Raw genomic sequence first — 24,017 nt, forward strand, 5'->3', positions numbered from 1 at the left:
CGCGCCAATAACGAATGGCCTCATTGAAACACCAGCACTCCGTCGCCTTTTCATAATAAAACTTCCCCGTCCTGAATATTAAACCGATCAGTCATTATCTGGATTGGGGGTATTCACTAATGCAATTGATCGATAACAGTTTGCGCAAATAACAGCGATACAGCAGATGATGATTCACGCAGAAAAAATGACGTCAAAAAACACTGGACAGAAAGTTTCAGGATGTGTCAGTTTTTTTGCGCCTCACAAGGGCGAGTGACAGGATGCTCTCGCCGAAAGTTTGAGCGTTCCTGTCGAACATCAACTATTCCGCAAACAAGGAAGTGTCTGCATGTCGAAAGTCAAAGCAAATGCTGTTGTTTCCGCCGCCTCGGTGTTGCAGCCGAACGGGCCGAGTTCGGCCTTCGGGCTGATCAACAACTTCGCCCACCAGTACGATCGCGGTGGCGCGAACATCAATGGCAAACCTTCGTTCACCGTCGACCAGGCAGCCACCCAGCTGTTGCGCGACGGGGCGTCCTGGAAGGACCTGAACAAGGACGGCACCATCAGCCTCACCTACACCTTCCTGACCAAGGCACCGGCGGACTTCGTCAGCCGTGGCCTGGGCAGCTTCAGCCAGTTCAACAACCAGCAGAAGGCCCAGGCCAAGCTGGCCATGGAGTCCTGGGGCGATGTGGCCAAGGTGACCTTTACCGAAGCCGCTTCGGGCGGCGACGGGCACATGACCTTCGGCAACTTCAGCGCCAGCAATGGCGGGGCGGCATTTGCCTACCTGCCGTTCGATGGCCGGGGTTCGCACAAGGGTGAGTCCTGGTACCTGATCAATAGCGGCTATCAGGTGAACATCAACCCGGACACCGGCAACTACGGCCGCCAGACCCTGACCCACGAGATCGGTCACGTACTCGGGCTGTCCCATCCCGGCGACTACAACGCCGGCGAAGGCAATCCGAGCTATCGTGACGCTTCGTATGCGCAGGACACCCGTGGCTACAGTGTCATGAGCTACTGGAGCGAGAGCAACACGGCGCAGAACTTCGTCAAGGGCGGCGGGCAGTACTATGCCTCGGCCCCGCTGATGGACGACATCGCCGCCATCCAGAAGCTCTACGGCGCCAACTACGCCACCCGCTCGGGCGATACCGTGTATGGCTTCAACTCCACCGCCGACCGCGATTTCTACTCGGCTACCTCGGCGTCGTCGAAGGTGGTGTTCAGCGTGTGGGATGGTGGTGGCAACGACACCCTGGATTTCTCCGGGTTCACTCAGAACCAGAAGATCAACCTCAACGAGGCTTCGTTCTCCGATGTTGGCGGCATGATCGGCAACGTCTCGATCGCCAAGGGCGTGACGGTGGAGAACGCCATCGGCGGTTCGGGCAACGACCTGCTGATTGGCAACGCGGTGGCCAACGTGCTCAAGGGCGGTGCCGGCAACGACATCATCTACGGCGGTGGCGGGGCTGACACCCTCTGGGGGGGAAGCGGTGCGGATACCTTCGTCTATGGCGCCATCAGCGACTCCACGGTCAGTGCGCCGGATCGGATCATGGATTTCGTCAGTGGTCAGGACAAGATCGATCTGTCTGCGATCTCGGCGTTTTCCCAGGGCAAGCTGCCGTTGGAGTTCGTCAGCGCCTTCACCGGACATGCCGGCGAGGCGGTCCTGAGCTATGACCAGGCGACCAACCTGGGCAGTCTGTCCATCGATTTCACCGGAAACAGCCTGGCTGACTTCCTGGTGACCACGGTGGGTCAGGCCGTCGCCACGGATATCGTGGTCTGATGGGCCGGGAGCGGCTCACGCTGTATTGCATGGGTCGCTCCCAGCCACGTGAGGTGGGTGGATGCGAGCAATCAAACGAATGATCGCGCTGGCCGCGATTTCCCTGATGTCGATGACCGAGGTAGGTATGGCGAGCAGCCTGCTACTCCCCAACGCCGCGCAACTGGCCGGGCGCTGGCAGCTTTATGCGCAACCGCAGCAGGCCAGCGCCTGCAGCCTGAACCTGGCCGCCAGCGAGGGCGCGCTGGACGGCGACCTGGCCTGCGCCGAAACCTTGCTCGGCGTGCGCCCGGGCAGTTGGCTGGTGACCCCCGACACCCTGGCCCTGGTGGGCAGCGACGGCAGCACGGTGGTGCATTTCAGCCGCCAGGGCGCCGGTCGCTATACCTGGACGTCTGCTGCCGGCAGTGCAGTGGTGCTGGAGCGTGTGGATAACTAATTACCCGGCCAGGTTATAACGGCCATAAGGGCGAAACATGAAACTTCCGAGCAACAGGCCCGGCGCACTTTTGTGGGCGGCACTTGGCGAATTCAAATCGACGTTGATCAGCGTCGGTTGTTTTACTGCGTTGATCAATATTCTCATGCTCGTGCCATCGATATATATGCTGCAAGTGTACGACCGTGTACTGACTTCGCAGAATGAAACCACCTTGTGGATGTTGACCCTGATGGTGGTGGGTTTCTTCGTCTATATGGGCGTACTGGAGGCGGTGCGCAGTTTCATTGTGATTCGAGTCGGCCATCGATTGGAGCAGCGCTTCAACCTGCGGATTTATCGCGCCGCGTTCGAGCGTCACTTGCGCCAAGGTGATGGCGCCGCTGGCCAGGCTTTGAACGACATGACCCAAGTGCGTCAGTTCGTCACCGGCCCCGCGTTGTTCGCCTTCTTCGATGCACCGTGGTTTCCGGTGTATCTGGCGGTGATCTTCCTGTTCAACGTCTGGTTGGGTGTGCTCGCCAGTGCCGGAGCCTTGCTGTTGGTGCTGCTGGCTGTGCTCAATGAACGCCTGACCCAGCGCCCGTTGGCCGAGGCAAGCAGCCTGCAGCAGCAGTCGAGTAGCCTGGCCGGCAGCCAACTGCTCAACGCCGAGAGCATCCAGGCCATGGGCATGCTCGGTGCGCTGCGTCAGCGCTGGTTTGCCTTGCACGGACGCTTTCTCGAGTTGCAGAACCGTGCCAGCGACACGTCGGCAGTGATCACGGCCACCAGCAAGTCCCTGCGCTTGTGTTTGCAGTCGCTGGTGCTGGGCCTTGGGGCGTTGCTGGTGATCGAGGGCCAGATGACGCCGGGCATGATGATTGCCGGCTCCATTCTCATGGGCCGGGTGCTGGCGCCAATCGACCAGCTCATCGCGGTGTGGAAGCAGTGGAGCGGTGCCCAGTTGGCCTACAAGCGTCTGGAAACCCTGCTGCAGGAGCACCCTGAACCGGCGCTACCAATGCCGCTACCGGCGCCTGGCGGCCAGTTGTCCATCGAGCAGGTCAGCGGCGGGCCACCGGGGCGCAGGGTGGCTACCGTGCAGCAGGTCAGTTTTGCCCTGGCACCCGGTGAGGTGCTGGGGGTGCTGGGGGCTTCGGGCTCTGGCAAGTCGACCCTGGCCAGGCTGCTGGTTGGCGTCTGGCAACCACTGGCGGGCCAGGTGCGCCTGGATGGCGCCGAGCTTTGCCAGTGGGACCGCGATGCGCTTGGTCCGCATATCGGCTATCTGCCGCAAGGCATCGAGCTGCTGCGCGGCAGCATCGCCGAAAATATCGCCCGCTTCGGCGAACTTGATGGCCACAAAGTGGTGGAAGCGGCGCGCCTGGCGGGTGTGCATGAGTTGATCCTGCGCTTGCCGCAGGGTTACGACACACGCCTTGGCGAGGGCGGCGGCGACCTCTCCGGAGGCCAGAAACAACGCATTGCCCTGGCGCGTGCGCTCTATGGCAACCCGTGCCTGATCGTGCTCGACGAACCCAACTCCAACCTCGACAGCCTTGGCGAGGCGGCGCTGGCCAATGCCATCGTTCAGTTGAAGGCGCTGGGGCGCACTGTGGTGCTGGTGACCCATCGCAGTGCGGCTCTGGCCCAGGCCGACAAGCTGCTGGTGATGAACGACGGGCGTGTGCAGGCGTTTGGCCCTGCGCGGGATATTCTCCAGGCGCTGGGCCAGGGCACCACGCAGCGGCCGCTGCAAGCCGGAGGTGGCGCATGAGCCGCACGACAAGCGATGCGCGTTTTTATGTCCGCCTTGGTTGGCTACTGACCCTGCTGGGGTTTGGCGGGTTCATGGCCTGGGCCAGCCTTGCGCCGCTGGATCAGGGCGTGGCGGTGCAGGGCACCGTGGTGGTGTCGGGCAAGCGCAAGGCAGTGCAGTCCATGGCTGCCGGGGTGGTCAGCCGGATTCTGGTCCGCGAAGGGCAGACGGTGCGTCAGGGTGAGCCGCTGTTCCGTCTCGACCGTACCCAGGTACAGGCAGATGTCGAGGCGCTGCAGGCCCAGTACCGCCTGGCCCTGGCCAGCCTGGCGCGTTGGCGCGGTGAGCGTGACAACGCGGGGCAGGTGCAGTTTCCTGCTGAGCTGATGGATGAGTCCGACGCGCAACTCGGCCTGGTTCTTGAAGGTCAGCGCCAGTTGTTCGACAGCCGTCGCCAGGCCCTGGCCCGTGAACAGGGCGCGGTGTCGGCCAGCATCGAAGGCTCCCAGGCCCAACTGGCCGGCATGCGCCGTGCACGGGGCGACCTGCAGGCCCAGGCCGACTCCCTGCGCGAGCAGTTGGACAACCTGCGCCCGCTGGCTGGCGAGGGCTACATCCCGCGCAATCGGGTGCTCGAATACCAGCGTCAGTTGTCCCAGGTGCAACGTGACCTGGCGCAGAACGCGGGCGACAGCGCGCGCCTGGAACAGGGCATCGTCGAGGCTCGGCTCAACCTGCAGCAGCGCCGTGAGGAATACCAGAAAGAGGTGCGCACCCAACTGGCCGAGGCCCAGGTCAAGGCCGCGACGCTGGAGCAGCAGCTCAACTCGGCGCGCTTCGAGTTGCGTCACAGCGAGATCCTCGCGCCAGCCGACGGCATCGCCGTCAACCTGGGGGTACACACCGAAGGTGCAGTGGTGCGGGCAGGCGACACGTTGCTGGAGATCGTGCCGCAAGGTACGGCGCTGGAGGTGGAAGGGCGCCTGCCGGTGAACCTGGTGGACAAGGTCGCGCCGCAGTTGCCGGTCGATATCCTGTTCACAGCCTTCAACCAGAACAGCACGCCACGGGTCACCGGCGAAGTGGCGCTGGTGTCGGCCGACCAGTTGCTCGACGAGCGCAGTGGCCAGCCGTACTACGTGCTGCGCAGCACCGTCAGCGAAGAGGCGCTGGCGCGTTTGCAGGGCTTGGCGATCCGCCCGGGCATGCCAGCCGAACTGTTCGTGCGCACTGGCGAGCGCTCGCTGCTCAACTACCTGTTCAAGCCCCTGCTCGACCGTGCAGGCAGCGCCTTGACCGAACAATAAGGACGCGCTGATGAACACATCTGCAACCAGGCTGCTGCTGGCCTTCGTGCTGCTGCCGACACTGGCCCAGGCCAGCATGGGGCCGTTCCAGGTCTACGAGCAGGCGCTGCGCCGCGATCCGACCTACCTTGCAGCCTTCAAGGCCCGTGAGGCGGGCCAGGAGTACCGGACCATCGGCCGCGCAGGCTTGCTGCCCAACCTTTCCTACAGCTACAACAAGGGCCGTAACGATTCGAAGGCCAGCTACCTCGGTGATTCGCGTCGCTCCAGCGAAGACAGGCGCTATGACAGCTATGGCTCGACCTTCATCCTCCAGCAACCGTTGTTCGACTACGAAGCCTATGCGGCCTATCGCAAAGGGGTGGCCCAGGCGCTGTTCGCCGACGAAAGCTTTCGCGACCAGAGCCAGCAGTTGCTGGTGCGAGTGATGACCAGCTATACCCAGGCCCTGTACGCCCGAGACCAGATCGCTATCAGCGTGGCCAGCAAGCAGGCCTACCGCCAGCAATTCCAGCAGAACCAGCGCCTGTTCCAGGCCGGCGAGGGGACGCGCACTGACATTCTCGAGGCCCAGGCGCGTTTCGAACTGGCCGATGCCGAGGAAATCCAGGCACGTAACGACGAGGATGCCGCCCTGCGTGAACTCGGCGCGTTGATTGGCGAACCGGCGGTGCAGATCGACATGCTCGCCCCCCTGCGCAGCGGCTTTGCCTTGCCGCAGGTGATGCCCAGCGGTTACGAGGCCTGGCAATCGCTGGCCCTGGCCAGCAACCCGCAGCTCGGCTCGCAGCGCCATGCGCTGGAAGTGGCGCGTTACGAGGTCGAGCGCAATCGTGCCGGGCACCTGCCCAAGGTCAGCGCCTTCGCGACTTCGCGGCGCCAGGAGTCGGACAGTGGTAACACCTACAACCAGCGCTACGACACCAACACCGTCGGTATCGAAATCAGCGTGCCGCTGTTTGCCGGTGGTGGCGTCAGCGCCTCGACGCGCCAGGCCAGCCGGCATCTGGAGCAGGCCGAGTACGAGCTCGACGGTAATACCCGCCGCACCTTGATCGAGCTGCGCAAGCAGTACAGCGCCTGCGAGTCCGGTGCCAGTCGCCTGCGCGCCTACGAAAGGGCGCTGCAGGCGGCCGAGGCTCTGGTGGTGTCGACGCGCAAGAGTGTGCAAGGGGGCGAGCGGGTCAATCTGGATGTGCTCAATGCCGAACAGCAACTGGCGACCACCCGGCGTGACTTGGCGCGGGCGCGCTACGACTACCTGCTGGCCTGGATCAAGCTGCATTACCAGGCGGGAACCTTGAGCGAAGCGCAGTTGGCGCGGGTGGACGAAGCCTTCGTGGCGGCCGGCGGATAGGGGCGGCCATTGGGCCGCTCCCTGTCGCCATGGCCTCAGGCGGCGAACCCGCCATCTGCCAGCAGGCTGGCACCGGTGATGTAGCCAGCTTCCGGGCCGGCCAGATAGGCGACGAAGCTGGCGATTTCATCGGCATGCCCGTAGCGTCCGATCGCCATCAGCGGGATCAGGCTGTCGGCGAACTCGCCGTTGGCCGGATTCATATCGGTGTCCACCGGGCCAGGCTGCACATTGTTGACGGTGATGCCCTGGGGCCCGAGGTCGCGGGCCATGCCGCGGGTCAGGCCGACCAGCGCCGACTTGCTCATGGCATAGGGCGCGCCGCCTGCGAACGGCATGCGTTCGGCGTTGGTGCTGCCGATGTTGATGATCCGGCCGCCCTGGCCCATGTGCCGGGCCGCAGCCTGGCTCGCCACGAACACGCTGCGCACATTGATCGCCAGCATGCGGTCGAAGTCTTCGAGGTCGAATTCGGTCACTGGCGCCACGGCCAGTACACCGGCGTTGTTGACCAGGATGTCGAGGCGGCCGAAGGCTTTGACGGTATCTTCCACCGCTTGCTGCACCGCACTGGCATCAGCACTGTCGGCGCGCAAGGCCAGGGCGCGGCCCCCCTCGGCGTTGATGGCATCAGCCAGGGCCTGCGCGGGGGCAACTGAGCTGACATAAGTGAAGGCGACTTGCGCGCCTTCGCGGGCCAGGCGCCGGACGATGGCGGCGCCGATGCCGCGGGAACCGCCCTGGACCAGGGCGACTTTGCCTTCGAGGTTCGATACGTGGGACATGCTGCTCTCCTGAAGCGAGCAAGGCGGTGTGCCTTGGATGAGCCCAGTATCGGCTGGGTATTACCTGCTGATAAGATGGCAATCGCTATCGTCAGAGTGAACTTCTGGTTGGGAATCGCCCATGGAATCCTTCAGCAGCCTCGAGTGCTTCATCACCAGTGCCGAGGTCGGCAGCTTCGCCGAGGCCGCCCGGCGCTTGTCGATCACGCCTGCGGCGGTGGGCAAGAACGTCGCCCAGTTGGAGTCCCGCCTGGGTGTGCGCCTGTTCCAGCGCAGTACGCGCAAGTTGACCCTGACCGAGGCCGGGCAACGCTTTCTCGGTGAAGTGAGCGAGAGTTTTCGCAGCATCCAGTACGCCGTCGCCAACCTGGCCAGCAGCGAAGGCCAACCGGCCGGGGTGCTGCGGGTCAGCATGGGCATCGTGTTCGGGCGTTTGTACGTGCTGCCGTTGCTGGGGGAGTTCCTGCGCCGATACCCGGCAATCACCGCGGACTGGCATTTCGACAACCGCCAGGTCGATCTCATCGGCCAAGGGTTCGATGCCGCTATCGGCGGCGGCTTCGACCTGCCGCCGGGTGTCGTTGCGCGCAAGCTGGCGCCTGCACACCGGGTCTTGGTAGCGGCGCCTGAGTACCTGCAGCGGCACGCGCCGATCCAGATGCCGGAACAACTACCCCAGCACGACGGCATCCTGATCCGGTCGCCGCAGACCGGGCGAGTGCGTTCCTGGCCCCTGACCAGCCGCAGCCAGGAGCAGCGCCCGCTGCAACTGCGCCAGGCGATGACCATGAGCGACTCGGATGCCGCCTGTGCTGCGGCGGAGCAAGGGTTGGGGATTGCCTTGGTGAGCATGCCGTTCGCCGTGCCGTACTTCGCCAGCAAACGGCTGTGCAGGGTGTTGCCGGACTGGTATGTGGACGATGGCAGCGTCAGCGTCTACTACGCCGAGCGCAAGCTGCTGCCGGGCAAGACCCGCGCGTTCATCGACTATCTGGTGGCGTGTTTCGAGGCGCAGGGGTTGGCGAAGCAGTTCGATGCGATGGCAGGCGTCTGAATCCTGCCGTCAGTCGACTTCGACTACGAACTGCACCTGCGCCACCCCGGCGAGCATCAGGCTTACTTCGTCATCGAGTTTCTTGCCGATCAACTGCTTGCCAAGCGGCGAGCGCGGGGTGATCACGGTCACCAGTCCAGGGCCTTCGCCGATTTTCAGTCCGGCGCCCTCGGGACCGAGAAACAGCAACTGCTGGCGACCTTGCTCGTCTTCAAGCGTTACCCGGTTGCTGAGCTGGATCCCCCGCGCCGGATCGTAGTCGCGCAGCAGCAACTGCTGGTAGCTCAGCAGCGCTTGGCGGATTTCCGCGGTACGGCGCGCCTGGCCGGTGGCGAGGTAGGAAGCTTCGAGCCCCAGGGTGTCGTACTTGTTCTCGGCGATGTTCTCTTCGGCAGTGGCGGTTTCGTAGGCGGTCTGGGCGGCGCGTCGCAGCACCTCCATGTCGTGCACGAGGGTGTCGATGATGCGTGCGAGCAGGGTTGGCTTGTCCATGGTCAGCGGCAGAACTCCAGCACGTTGGCCTGGCTCTTGTCGGTCGGTGCATTGCGGTTCTGCTGTAGCCAGAACTGGCATTTGGGGTTGTTCAGGTTGCGCGGGTTGGCCTCGATGGCCTGTTGGGCCTGCTGTGTATTCAGGATTTCCTTGTAGCGCTCGAACATCGCCTGCTGCGCGTCGGCCGGTTGCGGCGGGGCAACCGGGGCGGGGGCGGTGCGTGCCGGGGCCACTGCCTGGGCCAGTGGTGCGACCTGCTCCGGCCACAACTGCCAGGCCAGCCACAGGCTCAGGGCGATGGCCACGGCGCCGAGCCACAGGCCGATGGCCACGCAGACAATCAACTGCAAAGGGTTCAGGGTGATCTTCAGTTCGCGGCGACGGGGCATCGTGGCCTCCTGGCAGGGGTCGATCAAGGGGCCATTGTCGCATGGCTGTGCGATTTGTTTTATTGCCGGGTGCGGGTAGCGCTTTTGTCGGTGCCGGTTTATCCGCACAATCCATGGTTTTCTGCGCTGCGAGGGGAGTGGTCGTGAAAGCCACCTGGGACATTTTCTGCACGGTCGTCGACAACTACGGCGATATTGGCGTCACCTGGCGCCTGGCGCGCCAGCTCGCCGATGAGCATGCGTTGACCGTGCGGCTTTGGGTGGACGACCTGCAGGCGTTCGCACGCCTCTGCCCGGAGGCTGATCCACAGGCCGAGCGGCAATATCAGCAAGGCGTCGAGGTATGCCATTGGCCGGTCGATTGGCCCGCATGCGAAACCGCCGAGGTGGTGATCGGTGCCTTCGGTTGCCGACTACCGGCGGCCTATGTCGAAGCCCTGGCCGGTCGCCCTACACCGGCGTTGTGGCTGAACCTCGAATACCTGAGCGCCGAAGACTGGGTCGAGGGTTGTCATGGGCTGCCGTCGCCACAACCCAATGGCCTGCGCAAAGTGTTTTTCTTCCCAGGCTTCACCGCCAATACCGGCGGCTTGCTGCGTGAAGGCGAACTGCTGGGCAAGCGTGCTGCGTTCGAGGAGGATGCTGCCGCGCGCAAGGCATTCCTTGCCGGCCTCGGCGTGAAACCTGCGCCCGAGGCGCGACTGATGTCGTTGTTCGCCTACGAGAACGCACAGTTGGGCCATTGGCTGGAAGCCCTGGCGGCAGACGATCAGCCCACCCACCTGGTGGTCCCCGAAGGTCGAATCCTGTCCGACCTGCATGCGTGGCTGGGTGAACGACTGGCCGTGGGCGAGGTGCGCCAGCGCGGGGCGCTGACCTTGCAGGTGCTGCCATTCGTCAGCCAGGACGACTACGACCGTATCCTCTGGTGCTGCGACTTCAATGCCGTGCGCGGCGAGGATTCCTTCGTGCGTGCACAATGGGCCGGGCGCCCTCTGCTGTGGCACATCTACGTGCAAGAGGAGAATGCTCACTGGGAAAAGCTCGAGGCTTTTCTCAAGATCTATCGACAGGGGCTGTCGGACGATGCCGCAGATGCGCTGGTGGCGTTGTGGCGTGCCTGGAACATGGATCGTGACATGGGCGAGGCCTGGCGCGGGGTGCTCAAACACTGGCCGCAACTGCAGACGCACGCCCGGCAATGGTGTCTGGAACAGGCCACTCGGCCGGACCTTGCCACAGCGCTGGTACAGTTTTACCGAAATTGGATATGATATGCGGCCTCGATTTTTATAAATCCATCCAGATTCGGATACTTCGTAATGAAAACTGGTAAAGAGCTGAAACCCGGTACCGTACTGCGGATCGACAACGACCCGTGGCTGGTCCAGAAAGCGGAATTCACCAAGTCGGGCCGTAACAGCGCGATCATGAAGACCAAGCTGAAGAACCTGCTGACCGGCTACAAGACCGAAACCGTCTACGGTGCGGACGACAAGCTGGACGACGTGATCCTGGATCGCAAAGAAGCGACCCTGTCGTTCATCAGCGGTGACTCGTACACCTTCATGGACACCACCGACTACACCATGTACGAGCTGAACGCCGAAGACATCGACGCCGTTCTGCCGTACATCGAAGAAGGCATGGAAGATGTCTGTGAAGCCGTCTTCTTCGAAGGCCGCCTGGTATCGGTTGAACTGCCGACCACCATCAGCCGTCAGGTTGTCTACACCGAGAACGCTGCTCGCGGCGATACCTCGGGCAAGGTCATGAAGCCTGCCAAGCTGAAGAACGGTACCGAGATTTCGGTAGCTGACTTCATCCAGATCGACGAGTGGATCGACATCGACACTCGCGACAACAGCTTCAAGGGCCGTTCCAAGAAGTAATCTTCTTGCGACCCACAAAAAACCCGGCCTTGGCCGGGTTTTTTGTGTCTGGCGTTTACTCAGACCGTCACGTGCAGGCGCACATCGACGTTGCCGCGGGTGGCGTTGGAGTATGGGCAGACTTTGTGCGCCTTCTCCACCAGGCCTTCGGCATCTGCCTGGGCCAGGCCCGGCAGGTTGATGTGCAGGTCGATGTCCAGGCCGAAACCACCGGGGATCTGGCCGATACCGACCTTGGCGGTGATCGAGGCGTCGGCAGGCAGGGCTTTCTTTTCCTGGCCGGCGACGAACTTCAGCGCGCCGATGAAGCAGGCCGAGTAGCCGGCAGCGAACATCTGCTCGGGGTTGGTGCCTTCACCGCCAGCACCGCCCAGTTCTTTAGGGGTGCTCAGCTTGACTTCGAGCTTGCCGTCGCTGGAGCGGGATTTGCCGTCGCGACCACCAGTGGAGGTTGCTTCTGCGATGTACAGGGGAGTGACCTTTTGCATCTTGAGCCTCGCTTGTGTGCTGTGCGCCTTGGCGCTGGGTGGGTGTGGGTTTAAGTTAGCGCGCAATTATTTAGTGCGCAAGATAAATTTTCGACCATTCGTCCGACAGGCTTTCACAGCATAGTCCTCAGAGGCTTTTTTGCAGGCTGTCGCGCAGGTCGAGCAGTTCGGCCTGCAGCTTCTGCAAGCGTTCCACCGTGCGCCCGGAGGCTTCCAGGATGCAGTGCGGCACCTTGCTGGCCTCATCGCGCAAATCACGGCCCTTGTCGGTCAGTTGCACCAGCACCACGCGCTCATCGTCGCGGCTGCGGGTGCGCTTGAGCAGGCCTTCGCTTTCCAGGCGCTTGAGCAGCGGGGTGAGCGAACCGGGGTCGGTCAACAGGCGCTGGCTGATTTCGCCTACGGTCAGGCCGTCCTGCTCCCACAGCACGAGCATGGCCAGGTATTGCGGGTAGGTGAGGCCCAGGGCCTGCAACAAGGGTTTGTAGACCTTGGTCATCAGCAACGAGGTGGAGTGCAGGGCGAAGCACACCTGGTTGTCCAGCAGCAGCTCGTCGCAGGGGGCTTTGGTGTCGGCGTTCATGCAAGTCCTTGAATGAGTTCAGTTAAGAATCTAGCACGCAGATCGTTAGCGCGCTCATCAACCACGCAGTCCACTGCGTAGCGCCAGGTCCCAGGGAGGGACCGGGCTGAAGCGGCTCTTGAGGAATTCGAGCAGCAAGCGGCTGCGAGAGTTCGTTTCATGTTCGAGCCGGAGTGCATAGATACCGGTGGTTTCCGGTTCGGGCAGGCCGTTTTCGCAGAACAGCGGCAGCAGTTCACCGCGCAGCAGGTATTCGCTGACCAGCCAGGTGGGCAGATGGGCGATGCCGAGGCCGGCGAGGGCGCCGAACAGCAGGGTTTCGGCGTTGTTGGCGGTCATACGCAGGCGTGCCGGGCGGTACAGGCGCACCTGGCCATCGACGGCGAAGCGCCAGGCGAACGGTGGTGCCAGGCCATCCCAGTCCAGGCCGTCGTGCTGCGGCAGCTCGCTGGGGCAGGTAGGCACCCCTCGCGCGGCCAGGTAGGCCGGGCTGGCGCAGGCGATGCGCACCATGTAGGCCAGCGGTGTGGCGACCAGTCGTGTGTCGGCCAGAGTGCCTGCGCGCAGCACCAGGTCGACCTCACCCAGGTGGCTGCCGTGCATGTCGACGAAACTGTCGATCAGGCGCAGTTGCACATCGAGCCCGGGGTAGGCCACCAGGAAGTCGGCGATCGCGGGTGCCAGGTGACGGCGTCCGAAGGCTGCCGGGGCATCCATGCGGATCAGGCCTTCCGGTGCATTGCTCAGGGATACCGCTTCAGCGCGTGCCAGGCGCAGTTCCTCGATGATGCGCCGGGCGCGTTCGGCGAAGGCATTGCCCGCTGGGGTCGGGCGCACGGCATGGGTGCTGCGCACGAACAGGCGGCTGCCCACGGCGTTTTCCAGGTTGTCGATGCGTCGTGCGACTGCCGAAGGCGTCAAGGGGTGACGACGCGCGGCGGCAGAGAAGCTGCCGGTTTCCAGCACGTCGAGAAACAGACTCAATTGTTCGGTGAGGATATCTGGACTCATGACCCTTCCCATGCTTTTGCGTAAAACGCAAAGCCATTGTGCGCTGCTGTGCGTTTCCCCGCCAGCCTGCACTGGGTAGCATGCCTGGATTGAGAATGCTGTCGGATGAGGCACTGATGATCGAGTGGGTGATGTACATCGTTTTAGGCGCGGCGCTGGGCACCATGGGTGGCCTGTTCGGCATCGGCGGCGGGTTGATTGCTATTCCTGCGCTGGGAGTGCTGTTCGGTCTCGACCAGCAACTGGCCCAAGGCACGGCGTTGGTGATGGTAGTGCCCAACGTGCTGCTGGCGCTGTGGCGCTACCATCAACGCAACCGCATCGAACTGCGCCATGCGGTGCCGCTTTCGCTGTGCAGTTTCATTTTTGCGTGGCTGGGGTCGATCTGGGCGGTCGGGCTCGATGCGCACTCCATGCGCCTGGGTTTCGTCGCGTTCCTGGTGGCGCTGGCGGTGTGGAACGTGGCACGCATGTTCATGAAGGTCAGCCCGCCGAGCAGCCAGTTGCGTTATCCCTGGCCTTGGCTGGGTGTGCTGGGTTGCTTCGCCGGTAGCATGGGCGGGCTGTTCGGTGTTGGCGGCGCGGTAGTGGCCACGCCGATCCTGACCAGCGTGTTCGGCACCACCCAGGTGGTGGCCCAGGGGCTGTCGCTGGCGCTTGCGGCGCCGAGCACCATGGTGACACTGCTCACCTATGGCGTTCATGGCAGCGTTGACTGGCATGCCGGTATTCCACTGGCGGTGGGCGGTCTGCTCAGCATCAGCTGGGGCGTGAAGCTGGCCCATGCGTTGCCCGAGAAAGTGCTGCGTACGCTGTTCTGCGTGTTTCTGATTGTCTGTGCGGTGATGCTGGGCCTGGAGCTGTAATCGCGTTTACCTGAAGCCGTCGATCACGTAGTCGGCCATGCAGTCGGTGATCGGCGAATGGCTTTGCGCATTGCGCAGCAGCATCACATTGGCCACCGGTAACTGCGGCAGGCCCTGGTCTTCGCCGAGGATGCACAGAGGGTCGCTGATGAGGCTCTGCAACTGGGCTGTAACCGCCAGGCCTGCGCCGACGATGGCAAAGATGGCCGCCAGGCTTGGGCTTGTGTAGGCGATGCGGTAATCGATCCCCTGATGGTCCAGGGCGTTGCAGGCCCAGGTGCGGCAGAAACAGTCGGTGTTGAACATCGCCAGGGGCATCGGGCTCTGTTCGTGGGGGCAGAAGCCCTTGGCGGCTGCCCATACCAGGCGCTCCTGACGCAGCAGCTGGCCCACCTCGGCACCTGGCTCGCGGGTGATGATGGTCAGGTCCAGGTCCTGGCGCTGCATCAACTGCTTCGATGGCTCGCAATGCACCTCCACCTGGATCAGCGGATAGCTGCAGGCGAAGCTGGCAAGAATCGCTGGCAGAAAGCGCATGGCGTAGTCGTCTGGAGTGCCGATGCGCACCACGCCGACCATGTGCGGCATGCGCAAGGTGTTGAACACCTCACCGTGCAGCTTGAGGATGCGCCGGGCGTAACCCAGCAGCACCTGGCCCTCGGCGGTCAGGCGCACCTGGCGTCCGTCGCGTTCGAACAACTGGCGCTGGAGGATGTCTTCCTCCAGGCGTTTCATCTGCATGCTCACTGCCGACTGGGTACGGTTGACGACCTCCCCGGCGCGGGTGAAGCCGCCTTGTTCGGCGATGGCGACGAAGGTGCGCAAGACCTCGGCGTCGAGACTCTGGTAAGTGGACATTGCATCAATTCTCCAGATGCAAGACATAAGAAACATTCGTTGGATTGATCCTAAGCCCAGCGCGAGACTGAAGCCACTCACACGGAGGGCTTCACGATGAAAGGTCATTTCGGCGTCACGCACACCCCCTTCTCCTTGGGCCAACTTCTTGCACAGGCGCTTCAGCGACTGCTGCGCTGGCAACAGCTGTACCGCCAGCGGCGGCAATTGGCCAGCCTCAGCGACGATGCGCTGCACGATCTGGGGTTGAGTCGGGCGGATACCCTGCAGGAGGTGGAGCGCCCGTTCTGGGACGATCCATTGCGCAAATGAAGGTGTCGCTGCGGGGCAGGGCCGCCCCGCGGCGTTTACAGGCTGTAGTAGTAGCCGCGGCTGCGCAGGGCGACGATGCGGGGGCGGCCATCGGCGTGGGGGCCGATCTTCTTGCGCAGGTTGCTGACGTGCATGTCCAGGCTGCGGTCATAGAGCGTCAGTTTGCGGCCCAGGCCGATCTGTGCCAGCTCCTGCTTGTCCAATGGCTCGCCGGGTTGACGCAGCAGGGCTTCGAGGATGCGGCTCTCGGAGAGTGTCAGGCTCATCTCGCGCTGATCGATGCTGACCACCCCGCGTACGGGGCTGAAGGCCAGGTCGCCGATCTCGATCTGGGTGCTGGGCGCCGCCGGGTGGCTGCGGCGCAGCACGGCACGCAAGCGAGCGGTCAGCTCACGCGGGTCGCAGGGTTTGGCCAGGTAATCGTCGGCACCCAGTTCCAGGCCCAGGATGCGGTCCAGCGGTTCGCCACGGGCCGACAGCATCAGTACCGGCAGTTCGGCGTGGTCGCTGCGCAGTTGCTTGAGCAGTTCCAGACCGCTGCCATCGGGCAGCATTACATCCAGCACCACCGCCGCCGGGGCGTGTGCGGCCAGGGCCTGTCGCGCGCTCTCGCCGTCGTGGCAGGCGCGGACCGCAAAGCCTTCCTGGGTCAGCCAGCTGCCGAGCAGCTCGCACAACTCCTGGTCATCATCAATCAGTAACAGCTCGCTCATGACTCACTCAATTCAACCATTGTCGGCGTCTTCTGTGTCCGCCGCTGGCTAAGATACCGCAGACTGCCGACAACAGTGCAACGACCGATCCGATCAGGAACCATTGCTGCTGGTCGGTAAGCAGGTGCAGGGGGCTGCTGGCCTGCAGTTTTTCCACCGCAGCCTGCAGGCGCTGGTTGTCCTGGCGCAGGCGTTCGAGTTGGGTGCTTTCCCGGGCGCTGTCGGCATCTTGCAGCTGTTTGCTCAGCGCAGCGCGCTGTTTCTCGCTGTCTTCCAGGCGCTGCTGCAGCTCGGTGATGCGCGCGCCAGCTTCCAGCGACAGAGGCTGTTCGGCGAGAGCGAGGGGAGAGAGCAGCAACAGCCAGAAAAGCAGCAGGGACATCGGACCTTGGCGCATCGGAACTCCTGATTCTTGTTCGATTCAGAAGGTTGTCGGCAGTGGGTCGCAATAGATGAATCCGTGGATTGCCTGGGCCTGTTCGCGTGCAAGTCGTCTTCACGGCGTGCACGCGAACAGAAACGATCGGGCTCAGGGCAGCACTTGCTTGAACGGTTTGACCACCACCTTCTCGTACACGCCTGCCGCGATGTACGGGTCGGCGTCGGCCCAGGCCTGTGCGGCGGCAAGGGAGTCGAACTCGGCGACGATCAGGCTGCCAGTGAAACCGGCAGCGCCCGGGTCGTTGCTGTCGATGGCCGGATGCGGGCCGGCCAGGATCACTCGACCTTCGGCCTTGAGTTGCTGCAGGCGCTCGATGTGCGCAGGGCGGGCAGCCAGGCGTTTTTCCAGGGAGCTCGCGACGTCGCTGGCGATGATGGCGTAGAGCATGTCAATCCTTGGGTTTGGAGGTGGAAGGGTCGGCGTCGTGCAGATGGCGCGACAGGTACACGCCCTGGGCCACCAGGAAGATCACGGTCATGCCCAGGCTGCCGAAGACCTTGAAGTCGACCCAGAACTCCTGGAACGTGAAGGCGACGAACAGGTTGGCTGCGCCGCAGACCAGGAAGAACAGGATCCAGGCGACGTTCAGGCGGTTCCAGATCGTTTCGGGGAGTGTCAGTGCGTGCCCCATGATGCGCTTGATCAGAACCCGGTCGCCGATGAAGTGGCTGCCGGCGAAGGCCAGGGCGAACAACCAGTTGACCACCGGCGCCTTCCATTTGAGGAAGGTTTCGCTGTGGAAGGCCAGGGTGAGGCCACCGAAGACAAGGCACGCCACCAGTGTCAGCAACTGGCCTTTTTCGAGCTTGCGATGGCGCAGGAACAGCGCGCCGTAGACCACCACGGAGCTGAGGATGAGCATCGCCGTGGCGCTGTAGATACCGCCGAACTCGAAGCTTTGACCGGCGAATTCGACCGGGCGCGGGTCCAGCTTGTAGACGATGAAGAACAGCAGCAGCGGGATGAAATCGATGAATTGTTTCACAGTGGCAGCCAGAAGCGGGATGTGACGGCATAATAACAAACATCGATTCCGGCGAAAGCGCTCCTCCATGAATGTTGATCTGCACTGTCACAGCACGGCCTCCGACGGCGCCCTGTCGCCCACGGCACTGGTCGCCCGCGCCCACGAGCACGGGGTGCGCACGCTGGCGCTGACCGATCACGACACCCTCGAAGGGCTCCCCGAGGCGCGCCAGGCGTGTCTTGACCTGGGCATGCAATGGGTCAGCGGGGTGGAGCTGTCATGCACCTGGGGTGGGGCGACCATCCATGTGCTGGGTTACAACTTCCCCCTCGATGCGCCGCCCCTGCTGGAGGCCATCGAGCAATTGCACCGTGGTCGCTGGCTGCGCGCCGAGGATATCGCCAGGCGTCTGGCGGGCAAGGGCATGCCGGATGCGCTCGAGGGCGCGCGTGCCGTACAGCAGGAGCTGGGTGACAGTGGCAACGCCCCGGCGCGCCCGCACTTCGCCGAGTTCCTGGTGCGCGCCGGGCACGTCAAGGACCGCGGTGAGGCGTTCCGCAAATGGCTGGGTGCCGGCAAGCTGGGCGACGTCAAGCTGCATTGGCCGACGCTCGAGGAAACTGTCGGGACCCTTCGCCAGTCCAACGCTTGGGTGAGCCTGGCCCATCCCATGCACTACGAACTGACTCGCAGCAAGCGCAGACGCCTGATCGCCGACTATATTCAAGCGGGAGGGCAGGCGCTTGAAGTGGTCAATGGCATGATGCCGCCCGAGCAAGTGGGCACGATGTCCATCCTTACCCGTGAGTTCGGCCTGCTGGCAAGCGCTGGCAGTGACTTCCACGGCCCCGGCACCTGGGGCGAGATCGGTGCCTACCGGCCATTGCCCGAGGACCTGCCACCTCTGTGGCGCCGATTCAGCCATGAACAGCCTATGGCGGTATGAACAGGACGATTACGTGAGTCAATTCTTCCAGATTCATGCGGAGAACCCGCAAGCGCGCCTGATCAAGCAGGCCGTGGAGATCATCCGCAAGGGCGGGGTGGTGGTGTATCCGACCGATTCGGCATACGCCCTGGGTTGCCAGATCGGCGACAAGGCGGCGATCGAGCGGGTCCGGCGCCTGCGCGGCCTGAATAAAACGCACAATTTCACCTTGATGTGCTGCGACATGTCGCAGCTGGGGTTGTATGCCAAGGTCGATACCGGCACCTTCCGCCTGCTCAAAGCCCATATCCCCGGCCCGTACACCTTCATTCTCAACGGGACCCGCGAGGTGCCGCGCCTGTTGCTGCATGAAAAACGCCGTACCATCGGCCTGCGCGTGCCGGACCATGGCATCACCCTGGCGCTGCTCGCGGAACTGGGCGAGCCGTTGATGAGCGTCAGCCTGATCCTGCCCGGCGACGATGAGCCGATGACCGATCCCTACGAAATCCGCGAACGCCTGGAGCACCACGTCGATCTGGTCATCGACGGTGGCTTCGGCGACCTGAAGGCGTCCACCATCATCGACCTGTCCGGTGACGAGCCACAGCTGATCCGCGAAGGCTGCGGCGACCCCACGCCCTTCCTGGTCAACGCGTGAGCCAGGTGCAGGCCCCCGAGGCGCCGCCGGTCGAGACCGAGGCGCCGCAGCAACTGCAACTGGCGCTGGTCTATGGCGAAGCGCTGACCGAAATGCCGGTCGACCTGTACATCCCGCCGGATGCCCTGGAGGTCTTCCTCGAAGCCTTCGAGGGCCCGCTGGACCTGCTGCTGTACCTGATCCGCAAGCAGAACATCGACATCCTCGACATCCCCGTGGCCGAGATCACCCGGCAGTACATGGGCTACGTCGAACTGATGAAGTCGGTGCGCCTGGAGCTGGCTGCCGAGTACCTGGTGATGGCCGCGATGCTCGCCGAGATCAAGTCGCGCATGCTGCTGCCGCGCTCCAGTGAAGTCGAGGAAGAAGAGGGCGATCCGCGCGCCGAACTGATCCGCCGTCTGCAGGAGTACGAGCGCTTCAAGGCTGCCGCCGAGGGCATCGACGAGCTGCCGAGGATCGGCCGCGAGGTGCTGGTGCCGCAGTTGGAGGCGCCGCAGGCCAGGGTCCGCAAGCTGCTGCCGGAAGTCGCGCTGGAGGAGATCCTGCTGTCCATGGCTGAGGTCATGCGTCGCAACGATCTGTTCGAAAGCCACCAGATCACCCGCGAGACCTTGTCGACCCGCGAGCGCATGAGCGAGGTGCTCGAGCGTCTGAAGGGCGGCGGCTTCGTACCCTTCATCGAGCTGTTCAGCGTCGAGGAGGGCAAGCTCGGCGTGGTGGTCACCTTCATGGCGATTCTCGAGCTGGTGAAGGAATCGCTGATCGAACTGGTGCAGAATGAGCCTTTCACCCCGATCCATGTCCGTGCCCGGGCCGAGTGACAGTTAAGAGCGCCGATGAACCTGAACGAACCCCGCGACCTGGCGTCGCTGATCGAGGCCTTTCTGCTGGCCTCTGGCAAGCCGCAGTCCCTGGAGCGCCTCTTCGAGTTGTTCGAGGAGGCAGAGCGCCCGGCGCCGGCCGTGTTCAAGAAGGCCCTGGAGGTGCTCGGCAAGTCGTGCAATGGCCGCGCCTTCGAGCTCAAGGAAGTGGCTAGCGGCTACCGTTTGCAGATTCGCGAGGACTTCGCGCCCTGGGTCGGTCGCCTGTGGGAGGAGCGCCCGCAGCGCTATTCCCGTGCGCTGCTCGAAACCATGGCCTTGATCGCCTACCGCCAGCCGATCACCCGGGGCGAGATCGAGGACGTGCGCGGGGTGGCCGTCAACAGCAACATCATCAAGACCCTGATGGAGCGCGAGTGGATCCGCATCGTCGGCTACCGCGAGGTGCCGGGCCGTCCGGCCATGTTCGCCACCACCAAGGCGTTCCTCGATCATTTCAACCTCAAGAGCCTCGATGAGTTGCCGCCGCTGGCCGAACTGCGCGAGATGGAGCCAGAGCCTGTGCTCGACGACCTGGACGATGCGCCGGTGCCCGCGCACCTGCAGGCGTTGGCCGATGCCAGCTTGGGCGAGGATGAGCTGGAGGGGGAGGGTGAGCCGAAGGAGGAAACCAGCTTCCGCAGCCTGCTGGTGGAGCTGGATGCCATGGAAGAGGGGCTCAAGATCGACTTTGATGATTTACGCGAGGAAGAGGATGTGGTCGAGGACGAGGACAAGCCTTGATCTGCGCTGGCGTTTTGCGGGCTAACCGCCGAGCAGAAAAACTTCATCACCCCGATGCATCCGCCCCATGAACCGCGTACAATTCGCGCCCCCTTGGCGCATTCGCCGCCAAACCGCTTTCACTACACCGTACACCGGGAGGTGCCCAGATGAGTGACAAAGACCTGCAAGAAACCCAGATCACCCCGCCGTCCGGCGAAAAGCTGCAGAAAGTGCTGGCACGCATCGGCGTGGGTTCACGCCGTGACGTCGAAGCCTGGATCAGCCAGGGTCGCATCAAGGTCAACGGCGTCGAGGCCACCCTCGGCCAGCGCGTCGACCTGCACGATGCCATCGCTGTCGACGGCAAGCTGATCAAGCGCGAGGAAGCCGCCGAGGCGACCCGCCGCGTCATCATGTACAACAAGCCCGACGGCGAGATCTGCACCCGTGACGACCCGGAAGGCCGTCCGACCGTGTTCGACCGCCTGCCGCGCCCGAAAGAAGGCCGCTGGATCAATATCGGTCGTCTCGACATCAACACCACGGGCTTGCTGCTGTTCACCACCGACGGTGAACTGGCCAACCGCCTGATGCACCCCTCCTATGAGATGGACCGCGAGTACGCGGTGCGTGTCCGTGGCGAGGTCGACGACGAGATGATCGAGCGCCTCAAGGCGGGCGTGATGCTCGAGGACGGCCCGGCCAAGTTCACCGATATCCAGAAGGCGCCGGGCGGTGAAGGCTTCAACCATTGGTACCATTGCGTGGTGATGGAAGGCCGCAACCGTGAGGTGCGTCGCCTGTGGGAGTCCCAGGGCATGGTGGTCAGCCGCCTGAAGCGCGTGCGTTTCGGCCCGGTGTTCCTCAACTCCGACCTGCCGATGGGCCGCTGGCGTGAAATGAGCCAGGGCGAGATCGACATCCTCGCTGCCGAAGTCGGGCTGCAGCCGGTGGCGCTGCCGACCCTCAACCTCAAGGCCAAGGACAAGCTCGAGCGTCTGCAGCGCAAGTCCACGCGCCCCATGGGTCGTGGCGAGCGCGTGCGTGACCTGCGCCCCGCCAAGGACGCCGGCGAGCGTCAGCCACGCGCGGCCAGCGAGCGCCCGGCGCGTCCGGCACGTGAGGAAGCGCCGCGCAAGGGTAGCCGCGGCAGCGCCGTTGCCGAACGTCCTAGCGAGATGCGCAAGCGTCCTGCGCGTGCGGAAGGCGACAAACCAGCCGGCCGTGGTCGCGGTAAACCGCGTGGTTGATCGCATGTGGCGGTGAAAGGGCCAGCCTTCGGGCTGGCTTTTTTGTGCCTGGTCGAAAAGTGCGAGCCTTCAAGCTGCTGAACAGGAAGCGTTTTTCGTCATGCTGGAAAGTATTTGAACCATCTTGTAACGAAATTTATACGGAATCTGCCGGGATTACCGTTCGGTTTCCTGCTTCCCAGGCTGGTGTAAACAGATCTTGCCGCATGCCGCGCCGCAGAGCCTTCCATCGGCCATTCGCGCTATTGCCCAAAGCCCCGTCCCGCGCTGATATGACGGACATTGCCAAGTGCATCAGCCCACTCCTGCAGTCGGGCCTACACAACAACAAATGGAGGCGCCATGTACGCCGATCACTACGCCATTGATGGCCCTTGCCCCAGGACCGCTGCGTTTTTTCTCGAGGAAACGACGCAACGCGTTGACGCCTGCGCGCTCGCAGGGGTATACAATGCGCCGCGTTTTACCTGTGACCCCCTCGCGTACCACGCATTCTCGCCGACTCCCGGCTGATCCGCCCCAGGCTCCGTGCCAGGCGCGGCGCCAGGGTCCGGGAACCCAAGGTAACCACCTTGCCTCATTCCGCTGTGCCACGAGCGCGGCGGGTCCCATTCCGTCACAGATAAAAACAAGCAGGTGACTTCGTTCATGAGTGGACACAATTCGCAGCCGTCAGGCGAACTCAAGCGTGGCTTGAAGAACCGCCATATCCAGCTGATCGCCCTGGGGGGCGCCATCGGTACCGGCCTGTTCCTCGGCTCGGCCGGGGTGATGAAATCCGCCGGGCCCTCGATGATCCTTGGCTACGCCATCTGCGGCTTCATCGCCTTCATGATCATGCGCCAGCTCGGCGAGATGATCGTCGAAGAGCCCGTGGCCGGCTCCTTCAGCCACTTTGCCCACAAGTATTGGGGCGGCTTTGCCGGGTTCCTGTCGGGCTGGAACTGCTGGGTGCTTTACATCCTGGTGGGCATGTCGGAGTTGTCCGCCGTCGGCAAGTACGTCCACTACTGGTGGCCGGAAATCCCGACCTGGGTGACGGCGGCGGGCTTCTTCCTGCTGATCAACGCGATCAACCTGATGAACGTCAAGGTGTTCGGCGAGGCCGAGTTCTGGTTCGCGATCATCAAGGTGGCCGCCATCGTCGGCATGATCGCCCTGGGCGCGTACCTGCTCACCAGCGGCAGTGGCGGCCCGGACGCCTCGGTGACCAACCTGTGGAGCCATGGTGGTTTCTTCCCCAATGGCGTGAGCGGATTGGTGATGGCGCTGGCGATCATCATGTTCTCCTTCGGTGGCCTGGAAATGCTCGGCTTCACCGCCGCCGAGGCCGACAAGCCCAAGACCGTGATCCCGAAGGCGATCAACCAGGTCATCTACCGCATCCTGATCTTCTACATCGGCGCCTTGGTTGTGCTGCTGTCGCTGACCCCGTGGGACAGCCTGGTGGCCAGCATCGATGCGTCGGGTGGTAGCTATGGCAGCAGCCCGTTCGTCCAGGTGTTCTCGCTGCTGGGCAGTGATGTCGCGGCGCACCTGCTGAACTTCGTGGTACTGACCGCGGCACTGTCGGTGTACAACAGCGGCACCTACTGCAATGCGCGCATGCTCTACGGCATGGCCGACCAGGGCGATGCCCCGGCGGGCCTGGCGAAGATCGACCGTCGTGGCGTGCCGGTGCGGGCGATCCTGGCGTCGGCAGCGTTCACCCTGATTGCCGTGCTGCTCAACTACTTCATGCCGCAGCATGCCCTGGAGTTGCTGATGTCGCTGGTGGTCGCGGCGCTGGTGATCAACTGGGCGATGATCAGCTACTCGCACCTCAAGTTCCGCCAGCACCTTGACCGTACCGGCCAGAAGCCGCTGTTCAAGGCGCTGTGGTACCCGTACGGCAACTACCTGTGCCTGGCCTTCGTAGTGCTGATCCTGGGCATCATGCTGCAGATCCCGGGGATCCAGATTTCGGTCTACGCGATTCCGGTGTGGCTGGTGGTGATGTATGTGTTCTATGTGATCAAGAGCAAGCGCATGGCGCAGGCGGGTACTGCGGCGGGTAGCGTGGCCAAGTAAGCCGGTAGCTTGATTCGGGAAACCCGGTGCCAGG

At 63.5% G+C, this 24,017-nt stretch carries 27 protein-coding genes; 16 read left to right on the plus strand and 11 right to left on the minus strand.

Features of this window, described 5'->3' with window-relative positions; translation table 11 throughout:
• Positions 1 to 331: 331 nt before the first annotated feature.
• The 5 genes from HU748_RS02595 to HU748_RS02615 all read left to right on the plus strand — a co-directional run bounded on the left by HU748_RS02595 (position 332) and on the right by HU748_RS02615 (position 6,633).
• Entirely contained in the window at positions 332 to 1,789 is a 1,458-nt protein-coding gene (locus tag HU748_RS02595) for a serralysin family metalloprotease (RefSeq protein ID WP_186711675.1), read from the plus strand.
• A gap of 61 nt (positions 1,790 to 1,850) precedes the next feature.
• On the plus strand, positions 1,851 to 2,228 hold the full coding sequence (locus tag HU748_RS02600) for an AprI/Inh family metalloprotease inhibitor (RefSeq protein ID WP_186711674.1): 378 nt from the start codon (positions 1,851 to 1,853) through the stop codon (positions 2,226 to 2,228).
• A 37-nt stretch (positions 2,229 to 2,265) separates the two neighbouring features.
• Positions 2,266 to 3,987: a type I secretion system permease/ATPase gene (locus HU748_RS02605; RefSeq protein WP_186666530.1), complete on the plus strand. Its 1,722-nt coding sequence runs from the start codon at positions 2,266 to 2,268 to the stop codon at positions 3,985 to 3,987.
• Entirely contained in the window at positions 3,984 to 5,276 is a 1,293-nt protein-coding gene (locus HU748_RS02610) for an HlyD family type I secretion periplasmic adaptor subunit (RefSeq protein ID WP_186719081.1), read from the plus strand. Before HU748_RS02605 ends, HU748_RS02610 begins: the two co-directional genes overlap by 4 nt.
• A 10-nt stretch (positions 5,277 to 5,286) precedes the next feature.
• On the plus strand, positions 5,287 to 6,633 hold the full coding sequence (locus HU748_RS02615; RefSeq protein WP_186719082.1) for a TolC family outer membrane protein: 1,347 nt from the start codon (positions 5,287 to 5,289) through the stop codon (positions 6,631 to 6,633).
• A gap of 35 nt (positions 6,634 to 6,668) precedes the next feature.
• Here HU748_RS02615 and HU748_RS02620 read toward each other — a convergent pair whose 3' ends face one another.
• Positions 6,669 to 7,418 (minus strand): 3-oxoacyl-ACP reductase family protein, encoded by a 750-nt coding sequence (locus HU748_RS02620; protein WP_186719083.1) that lies wholly within the window; start codon positions 7,416 to 7,418, stop codon positions 6,669 to 6,671.
• Positions 7,419 to 7,539: 121 nt separating this feature from the next.
• Between HU748_RS02620 and HU748_RS02625 the strand changes: the two genes are divergently transcribed.
• A complete protein-coding gene (locus HU748_RS02625) occupies positions 7,540 to 8,472 on the plus strand; it encodes a LysR family transcriptional regulator (protein WP_186711669.1) in 933 nt (310 codons plus the stop codon).
• A 9-nt stretch (positions 8,473 to 8,481) separates the two neighbouring features.
• Here HU748_RS02625 and HU748_RS02630 read toward each other — a convergent pair whose 3' ends face one another.
• Both HU748_RS02630 and HU748_RS02635 read right to left on the minus strand, forming a co-directional pair.
• On the minus strand, positions 8,482 to 8,964 hold the full coding sequence (locus HU748_RS02630; RefSeq protein WP_186711668.1) for a GreA/GreB family elongation factor: 483 nt from the start codon (positions 8,962 to 8,964) through the stop codon (positions 8,482 to 8,484).
• Between the two features lie 2 nt (positions 8,965 to 8,966).
• Complete coding sequence (locus HU748_RS02635) at positions 8,967 to 9,353, minus strand: hypothetical protein (protein WP_186719084.1); 387 nt, start codon at positions 9,351 to 9,353, stop codon at positions 8,967 to 8,969.
• Between the two features lie 143 nt (positions 9,354 to 9,496).
• Between HU748_RS02635 and earP the strand changes: the two genes are divergently transcribed.
• Positions 9,497 to 10,627, plus strand: coding sequence for an elongation factor P maturation arginine rhamnosyltransferase EarP (gene earP, locus HU748_RS02640; RefSeq protein ID WP_186719086.1), 1,131 nt, complete (start codon positions 9,497 to 9,499; stop codon positions 10,625 to 10,627).
• 48 nt (positions 10,628 to 10,675) lie between these two features.
• The gene (gene efp / locus HU748_RS02645; RefSeq protein ID WP_028691737.1) at positions 10,676 to 11,245 is read left to right on the plus strand and encodes an elongation factor P; all 570 of its coding nucleotides are present in this window, start codon (positions 10,676 to 10,678) and stop codon (positions 11,243 to 11,245) included.
• A gap of 59 nt (positions 11,246 to 11,304) precedes the next feature.
• On the opposite strand, the gene HU748_RS02650 is transcribed toward efp, so the two are convergent.
• The 3 genes from HU748_RS02650 to HU748_RS02660 form a co-directional block, all read right to left on the minus strand.
• Entirely contained in the window at positions 11,305 to 11,733 is a 429-nt protein-coding gene (locus tag HU748_RS02650) for an organic hydroperoxide resistance protein (RefSeq protein ID WP_011532840.1), read from the minus strand.
• A gap of 127 nt (positions 11,734 to 11,860) precedes the next feature.
• Complete coding sequence (locus tag HU748_RS02655; protein WP_186666519.1) at positions 11,861 to 12,316, minus strand: MarR family transcriptional regulator; 456 nt, start codon at positions 12,314 to 12,316, stop codon at positions 11,861 to 11,863.
• 57 nt (positions 12,317 to 12,373) lie between these two features.
• Complete coding sequence (locus HU748_RS02660; RefSeq protein WP_054891955.1) at positions 12,374 to 13,327, minus strand: LysR family transcriptional regulator; 954 nt, start codon at positions 13,325 to 13,327, stop codon at positions 12,374 to 12,376.
• A gap of 116 nt (positions 13,328 to 13,443) precedes the next feature.
• Here HU748_RS02660 and HU748_RS02665 point away from each other — a divergent pair, with 116 nt between their 5' ends.
• Complete coding sequence (locus tag HU748_RS02665; RefSeq protein ID WP_186666678.1) at positions 13,444 to 14,193, plus strand: sulfite exporter TauE/SafE family protein; 750 nt, start codon at positions 13,444 to 13,446, stop codon at positions 14,191 to 14,193.
• 6 nt (positions 14,194 to 14,199) lie between these two features.
• Here the strand turns inward: HU748_RS02665 and HU748_RS02670 are convergent, their stop codons facing one another.
• Positions 14,200 to 15,051 carry a LysR substrate-binding domain-containing protein gene (locus HU748_RS02670; RefSeq protein WP_186666515.1) on the minus strand — a complete coding sequence of 284 codons (852 nt, stop codon included), beginning with the start codon at positions 15,049 to 15,051 and terminating at the stop codon, positions 14,200 to 14,202.
• A gap of 96 nt (positions 15,052 to 15,147) precedes the next feature.
• Here HU748_RS02670 and HU748_RS02675 point away from each other — a divergent pair, with 96 nt between their 5' ends.
• The gene (locus HU748_RS02675; RefSeq protein WP_186666513.1) at positions 15,148 to 15,363 is read left to right on the plus strand and encodes a DUF1127 domain-containing protein; all 216 of its coding nucleotides are present in this window, start codon (positions 15,148 to 15,150) and stop codon (positions 15,361 to 15,363) included.
• Positions 15,364 to 15,398: 35 nt separating this feature from the next.
• Here HU748_RS02675 and HU748_RS02680 read toward each other — a convergent pair whose 3' ends face one another.
• The 4 genes from HU748_RS02680 to HU748_RS02695 all read right to left on the minus strand — a co-directional run bounded on the left by HU748_RS02680 (position 15,399) and on the right by HU748_RS02695 (position 17,503).
• The gene (locus HU748_RS02680; RefSeq protein WP_054891952.1) at positions 15,399 to 16,076 is read right to left on the minus strand and encodes a response regulator transcription factor; all 678 of its coding nucleotides are present in this window, start codon (positions 16,074 to 16,076) and stop codon (positions 15,399 to 15,401) included.
• Positions 16,077 to 16,083: 7 nt separating this feature from the next.
• Positions 16,084 to 16,473 carry a translation initiation factor 2 gene (locus HU748_RS02685; protein ID WP_186666511.1) on the minus strand — a complete coding sequence of 130 codons (390 nt, stop codon included), beginning with the start codon at positions 16,471 to 16,473 and terminating at the stop codon, positions 16,084 to 16,086.
• A gap of 132 nt (positions 16,474 to 16,605) precedes the next feature.
• The gene (locus HU748_RS02690; protein WP_186719087.1) at positions 16,606 to 16,905 is read right to left on the minus strand and encodes a YciI family protein; all 300 of its coding nucleotides are present in this window, start codon (positions 16,903 to 16,905) and stop codon (positions 16,606 to 16,608) included.
• Between the two features lies 1 nt (position 16,906).
• A complete protein-coding gene (locus HU748_RS02695) occupies positions 16,907 to 17,503 on the minus strand; it encodes a septation protein A (RefSeq protein ID WP_186666507.1) in 597 nt (198 codons plus the stop codon).
• A 67-nt stretch (positions 17,504 to 17,570) separates the two neighbouring features.
• Between HU748_RS02695 and HU748_RS02700 the strand changes: the two genes are divergently transcribed.
• From HU748_RS02700 to HU748_RS02725, 6 genes are all read left to right on the plus strand, one after another.
• Positions 17,571 to 18,431 carry a PHP domain-containing protein gene (locus HU748_RS02700; RefSeq protein ID WP_186666505.1) on the plus strand — a complete coding sequence of 287 codons (861 nt, stop codon included), beginning with the start codon at positions 17,571 to 17,573 and terminating at the stop codon, positions 18,429 to 18,431.
• 13 nt (positions 18,432 to 18,444) lie between these two features.
• Complete coding sequence (locus HU748_RS02705; protein ID WP_081255296.1) at positions 18,445 to 19,074, plus strand: L-threonylcarbamoyladenylate synthase; 630 nt, start codon at positions 18,445 to 18,447, stop codon at positions 19,072 to 19,074.
• 125 nt (positions 19,075 to 19,199) lie between these two features.
• Positions 19,200 to 19,898, plus strand: coding sequence for a ScpA family protein (locus HU748_RS02710; RefSeq protein ID WP_186666677.1), 699 nt, complete (start codon positions 19,200 to 19,202; stop codon positions 19,896 to 19,898).
• Between the two features lie 15 nt (positions 19,899 to 19,913).
• Positions 19,914 to 20,681 (plus strand): SMC-Scp complex subunit ScpB, encoded by a 768-nt coding sequence (scpB, locus tag HU748_RS02715; protein WP_186719089.1) that lies wholly within the window; start codon positions 19,914 to 19,916, stop codon positions 20,679 to 20,681.
• A gap of 149 nt (positions 20,682 to 20,830) precedes the next feature.
• Positions 20,831 to 21,913 carry a 23S rRNA pseudouridine(2605) synthase RluB gene (rluB, locus tag HU748_RS02720; RefSeq protein WP_186666501.1) on the plus strand — a complete coding sequence of 361 codons (1,083 nt, stop codon included), beginning with the start codon at positions 20,831 to 20,833 and terminating at the stop codon, positions 21,911 to 21,913.
• A gap of 648 nt (positions 21,914 to 22,561) precedes the next feature.
• Positions 22,562 to 23,983 carry an amino acid permease gene (locus HU748_RS02725; RefSeq protein ID WP_186711400.1) on the plus strand — a complete coding sequence of 474 codons (1,422 nt, stop codon included), beginning with the start codon at positions 22,562 to 22,564 and terminating at the stop codon, positions 23,981 to 23,983.
• Positions 23,984 to 24,017: the final 34 nt, after the last annotated feature.

The organism is Pseudomonas sp. RW3S2, from assembly GCF_014268955.1.
Taxonomy (GTDB): domain Bacteria; phylum Pseudomonadota; class Gammaproteobacteria; order Pseudomonadales; family Pseudomonadaceae; genus Aquipseudomonas; species Aquipseudomonas wayambapalatensis.

What these genes read in the sequence shown, in the direction of transcription:
- efp (WP_028691737.1), top strand. Translation starts at nt 10,676, where the DNA reads ATGAAAACTGGTAAAGAGCTGAAACCCGGTACCGTACTGCGGATCGAC.
- HU748_RS02685 (WP_186666511.1), bottom strand. Translation starts at nt 16,473, where the DNA reads ATGCGCCAAGGTCCGATGTCCCTGCTGCTTTTCTGGCTGTTGCTGCTC.
- HU748_RS02665 (WP_186666678.1), top strand. Translation starts at nt 13,444, where the DNA reads ATGATCGAGTGGGTGATGTACATCGTTTTAGGCGCGGCGCTGGGCACC.
- HU748_RS02605 (WP_186666530.1), top strand. Translation starts at nt 2,266, where the DNA reads ATGAAACTTCCGAGCAACAGGCCCGGCGCACTTTTGTGGGCGGCACTT.
- HU748_RS02650 (WP_011532840.1), bottom strand. Translation starts at nt 11,733, where the DNA reads ATGCAAAAGGTCACTCCCCTGTACATCGCAGAAGCAACCTCCACTGGT.
- HU748_RS02660 (WP_054891955.1), bottom strand. Translation starts at nt 13,327, where the DNA reads ATGAGTCCAGATATCCTCACCGAACAATTGAGTCTGTTTCTCGACGTG.
- HU748_RS02595 (WP_186711675.1), top strand. Translation starts at nt 332, where the DNA reads ATGTCGAAAGTCAAAGCAAATGCTGTTGTTTCCGCCGCCTCGGTGTTG.
- HU748_RS02670 (WP_186666515.1), bottom strand. Translation starts at nt 15,051, where the DNA reads ATGTCCACTTACCAGAGTCTCGACGCCGAGGTCTTGCGCACCTTCGTC.
- HU748_RS02690 (WP_186719087.1), bottom strand. Translation starts at nt 16,905, where the DNA reads ATGCTCTACGCCATCATCGCCAGCGACGTCGCGAGCTCCCTGGAAAAA.
- HU748_RS02725 (WP_186711400.1), top strand. Translation starts at nt 22,562, where the DNA reads ATGAGTGGACACAATTCGCAGCCGTCAGGCGAACTCAAGCGTGGCTTG.
- rluB (WP_186666501.1), top strand. Translation starts at nt 20,831, where the DNA reads ATGAGTGACAAAGACCTGCAAGAAACCCAGATCACCCCGCCGTCCGGC.
- HU748_RS02700 (WP_186666505.1), top strand. Translation starts at nt 17,571, where the DNA reads ATGAATGTTGATCTGCACTGTCACAGCACGGCCTCCGACGGCGCCCTG.
- HU748_RS02655 (WP_186666519.1), bottom strand. Translation starts at nt 12,316, where the DNA reads ATGAACGCCGACACCAAAGCCCCCTGCGACGAGCTGCTGCTGGACAAC.
- scpB (WP_186719089.1), top strand. Translation starts at nt 19,914, where the DNA reads ATGAACCTGAACGAACCCCGCGACCTGGCGTCGCTGATCGAGGCCTTT.
- HU748_RS02635 (WP_186719084.1), bottom strand. Translation starts at nt 9,353, where the DNA reads ATGCCCCGTCGCCGCGAACTGAAGATCACCCTGAACCCTTTGCAGTTG.
- HU748_RS02625 (WP_186711669.1), top strand. Translation starts at nt 7,540, where the DNA reads ATGGAATCCTTCAGCAGCCTCGAGTGCTTCATCACCAGTGCCGAGGTC.
- HU748_RS02630 (WP_186711668.1), bottom strand. Translation starts at nt 8,964, where the DNA reads ATGGACAAGCCAACCCTGCTCGCACGCATCATCGACACCCTCGTGCAC.
- HU748_RS02675 (WP_186666513.1), top strand. Translation starts at nt 15,148, where the DNA reads ATGAAAGGTCATTTCGGCGTCACGCACACCCCCTTCTCCTTGGGCCAA.
- HU748_RS02615 (WP_186719082.1), top strand. Translation starts at nt 5,287, where the DNA reads ATGAACACATCTGCAACCAGGCTGCTGCTGGCCTTCGTGCTGCTGCCG.
- HU748_RS02680 (WP_054891952.1), bottom strand. Translation starts at nt 16,076, where the DNA reads ATGAGCGAGCTGTTACTGATTGATGATGACCAGGAGTTGTGCGAGCTG.
- HU748_RS02610 (WP_186719081.1), top strand. Translation starts at nt 3,984, where the DNA reads ATGAGCCGCACGACAAGCGATGCGCGTTTTTATGTCCGCCTTGGTTGG.
- HU748_RS02600 (WP_186711674.1), top strand. Translation starts at nt 1,851, where the DNA reads ATGCGAGCAATCAAACGAATGATCGCGCTGGCCGCGATTTCCCTGATG.
- HU748_RS02620 (WP_186719083.1), bottom strand. Translation starts at nt 7,418, where the DNA reads ATGTCCCACGTATCGAACCTCGAAGGCAAAGTCGCCCTGGTCCAGGGC.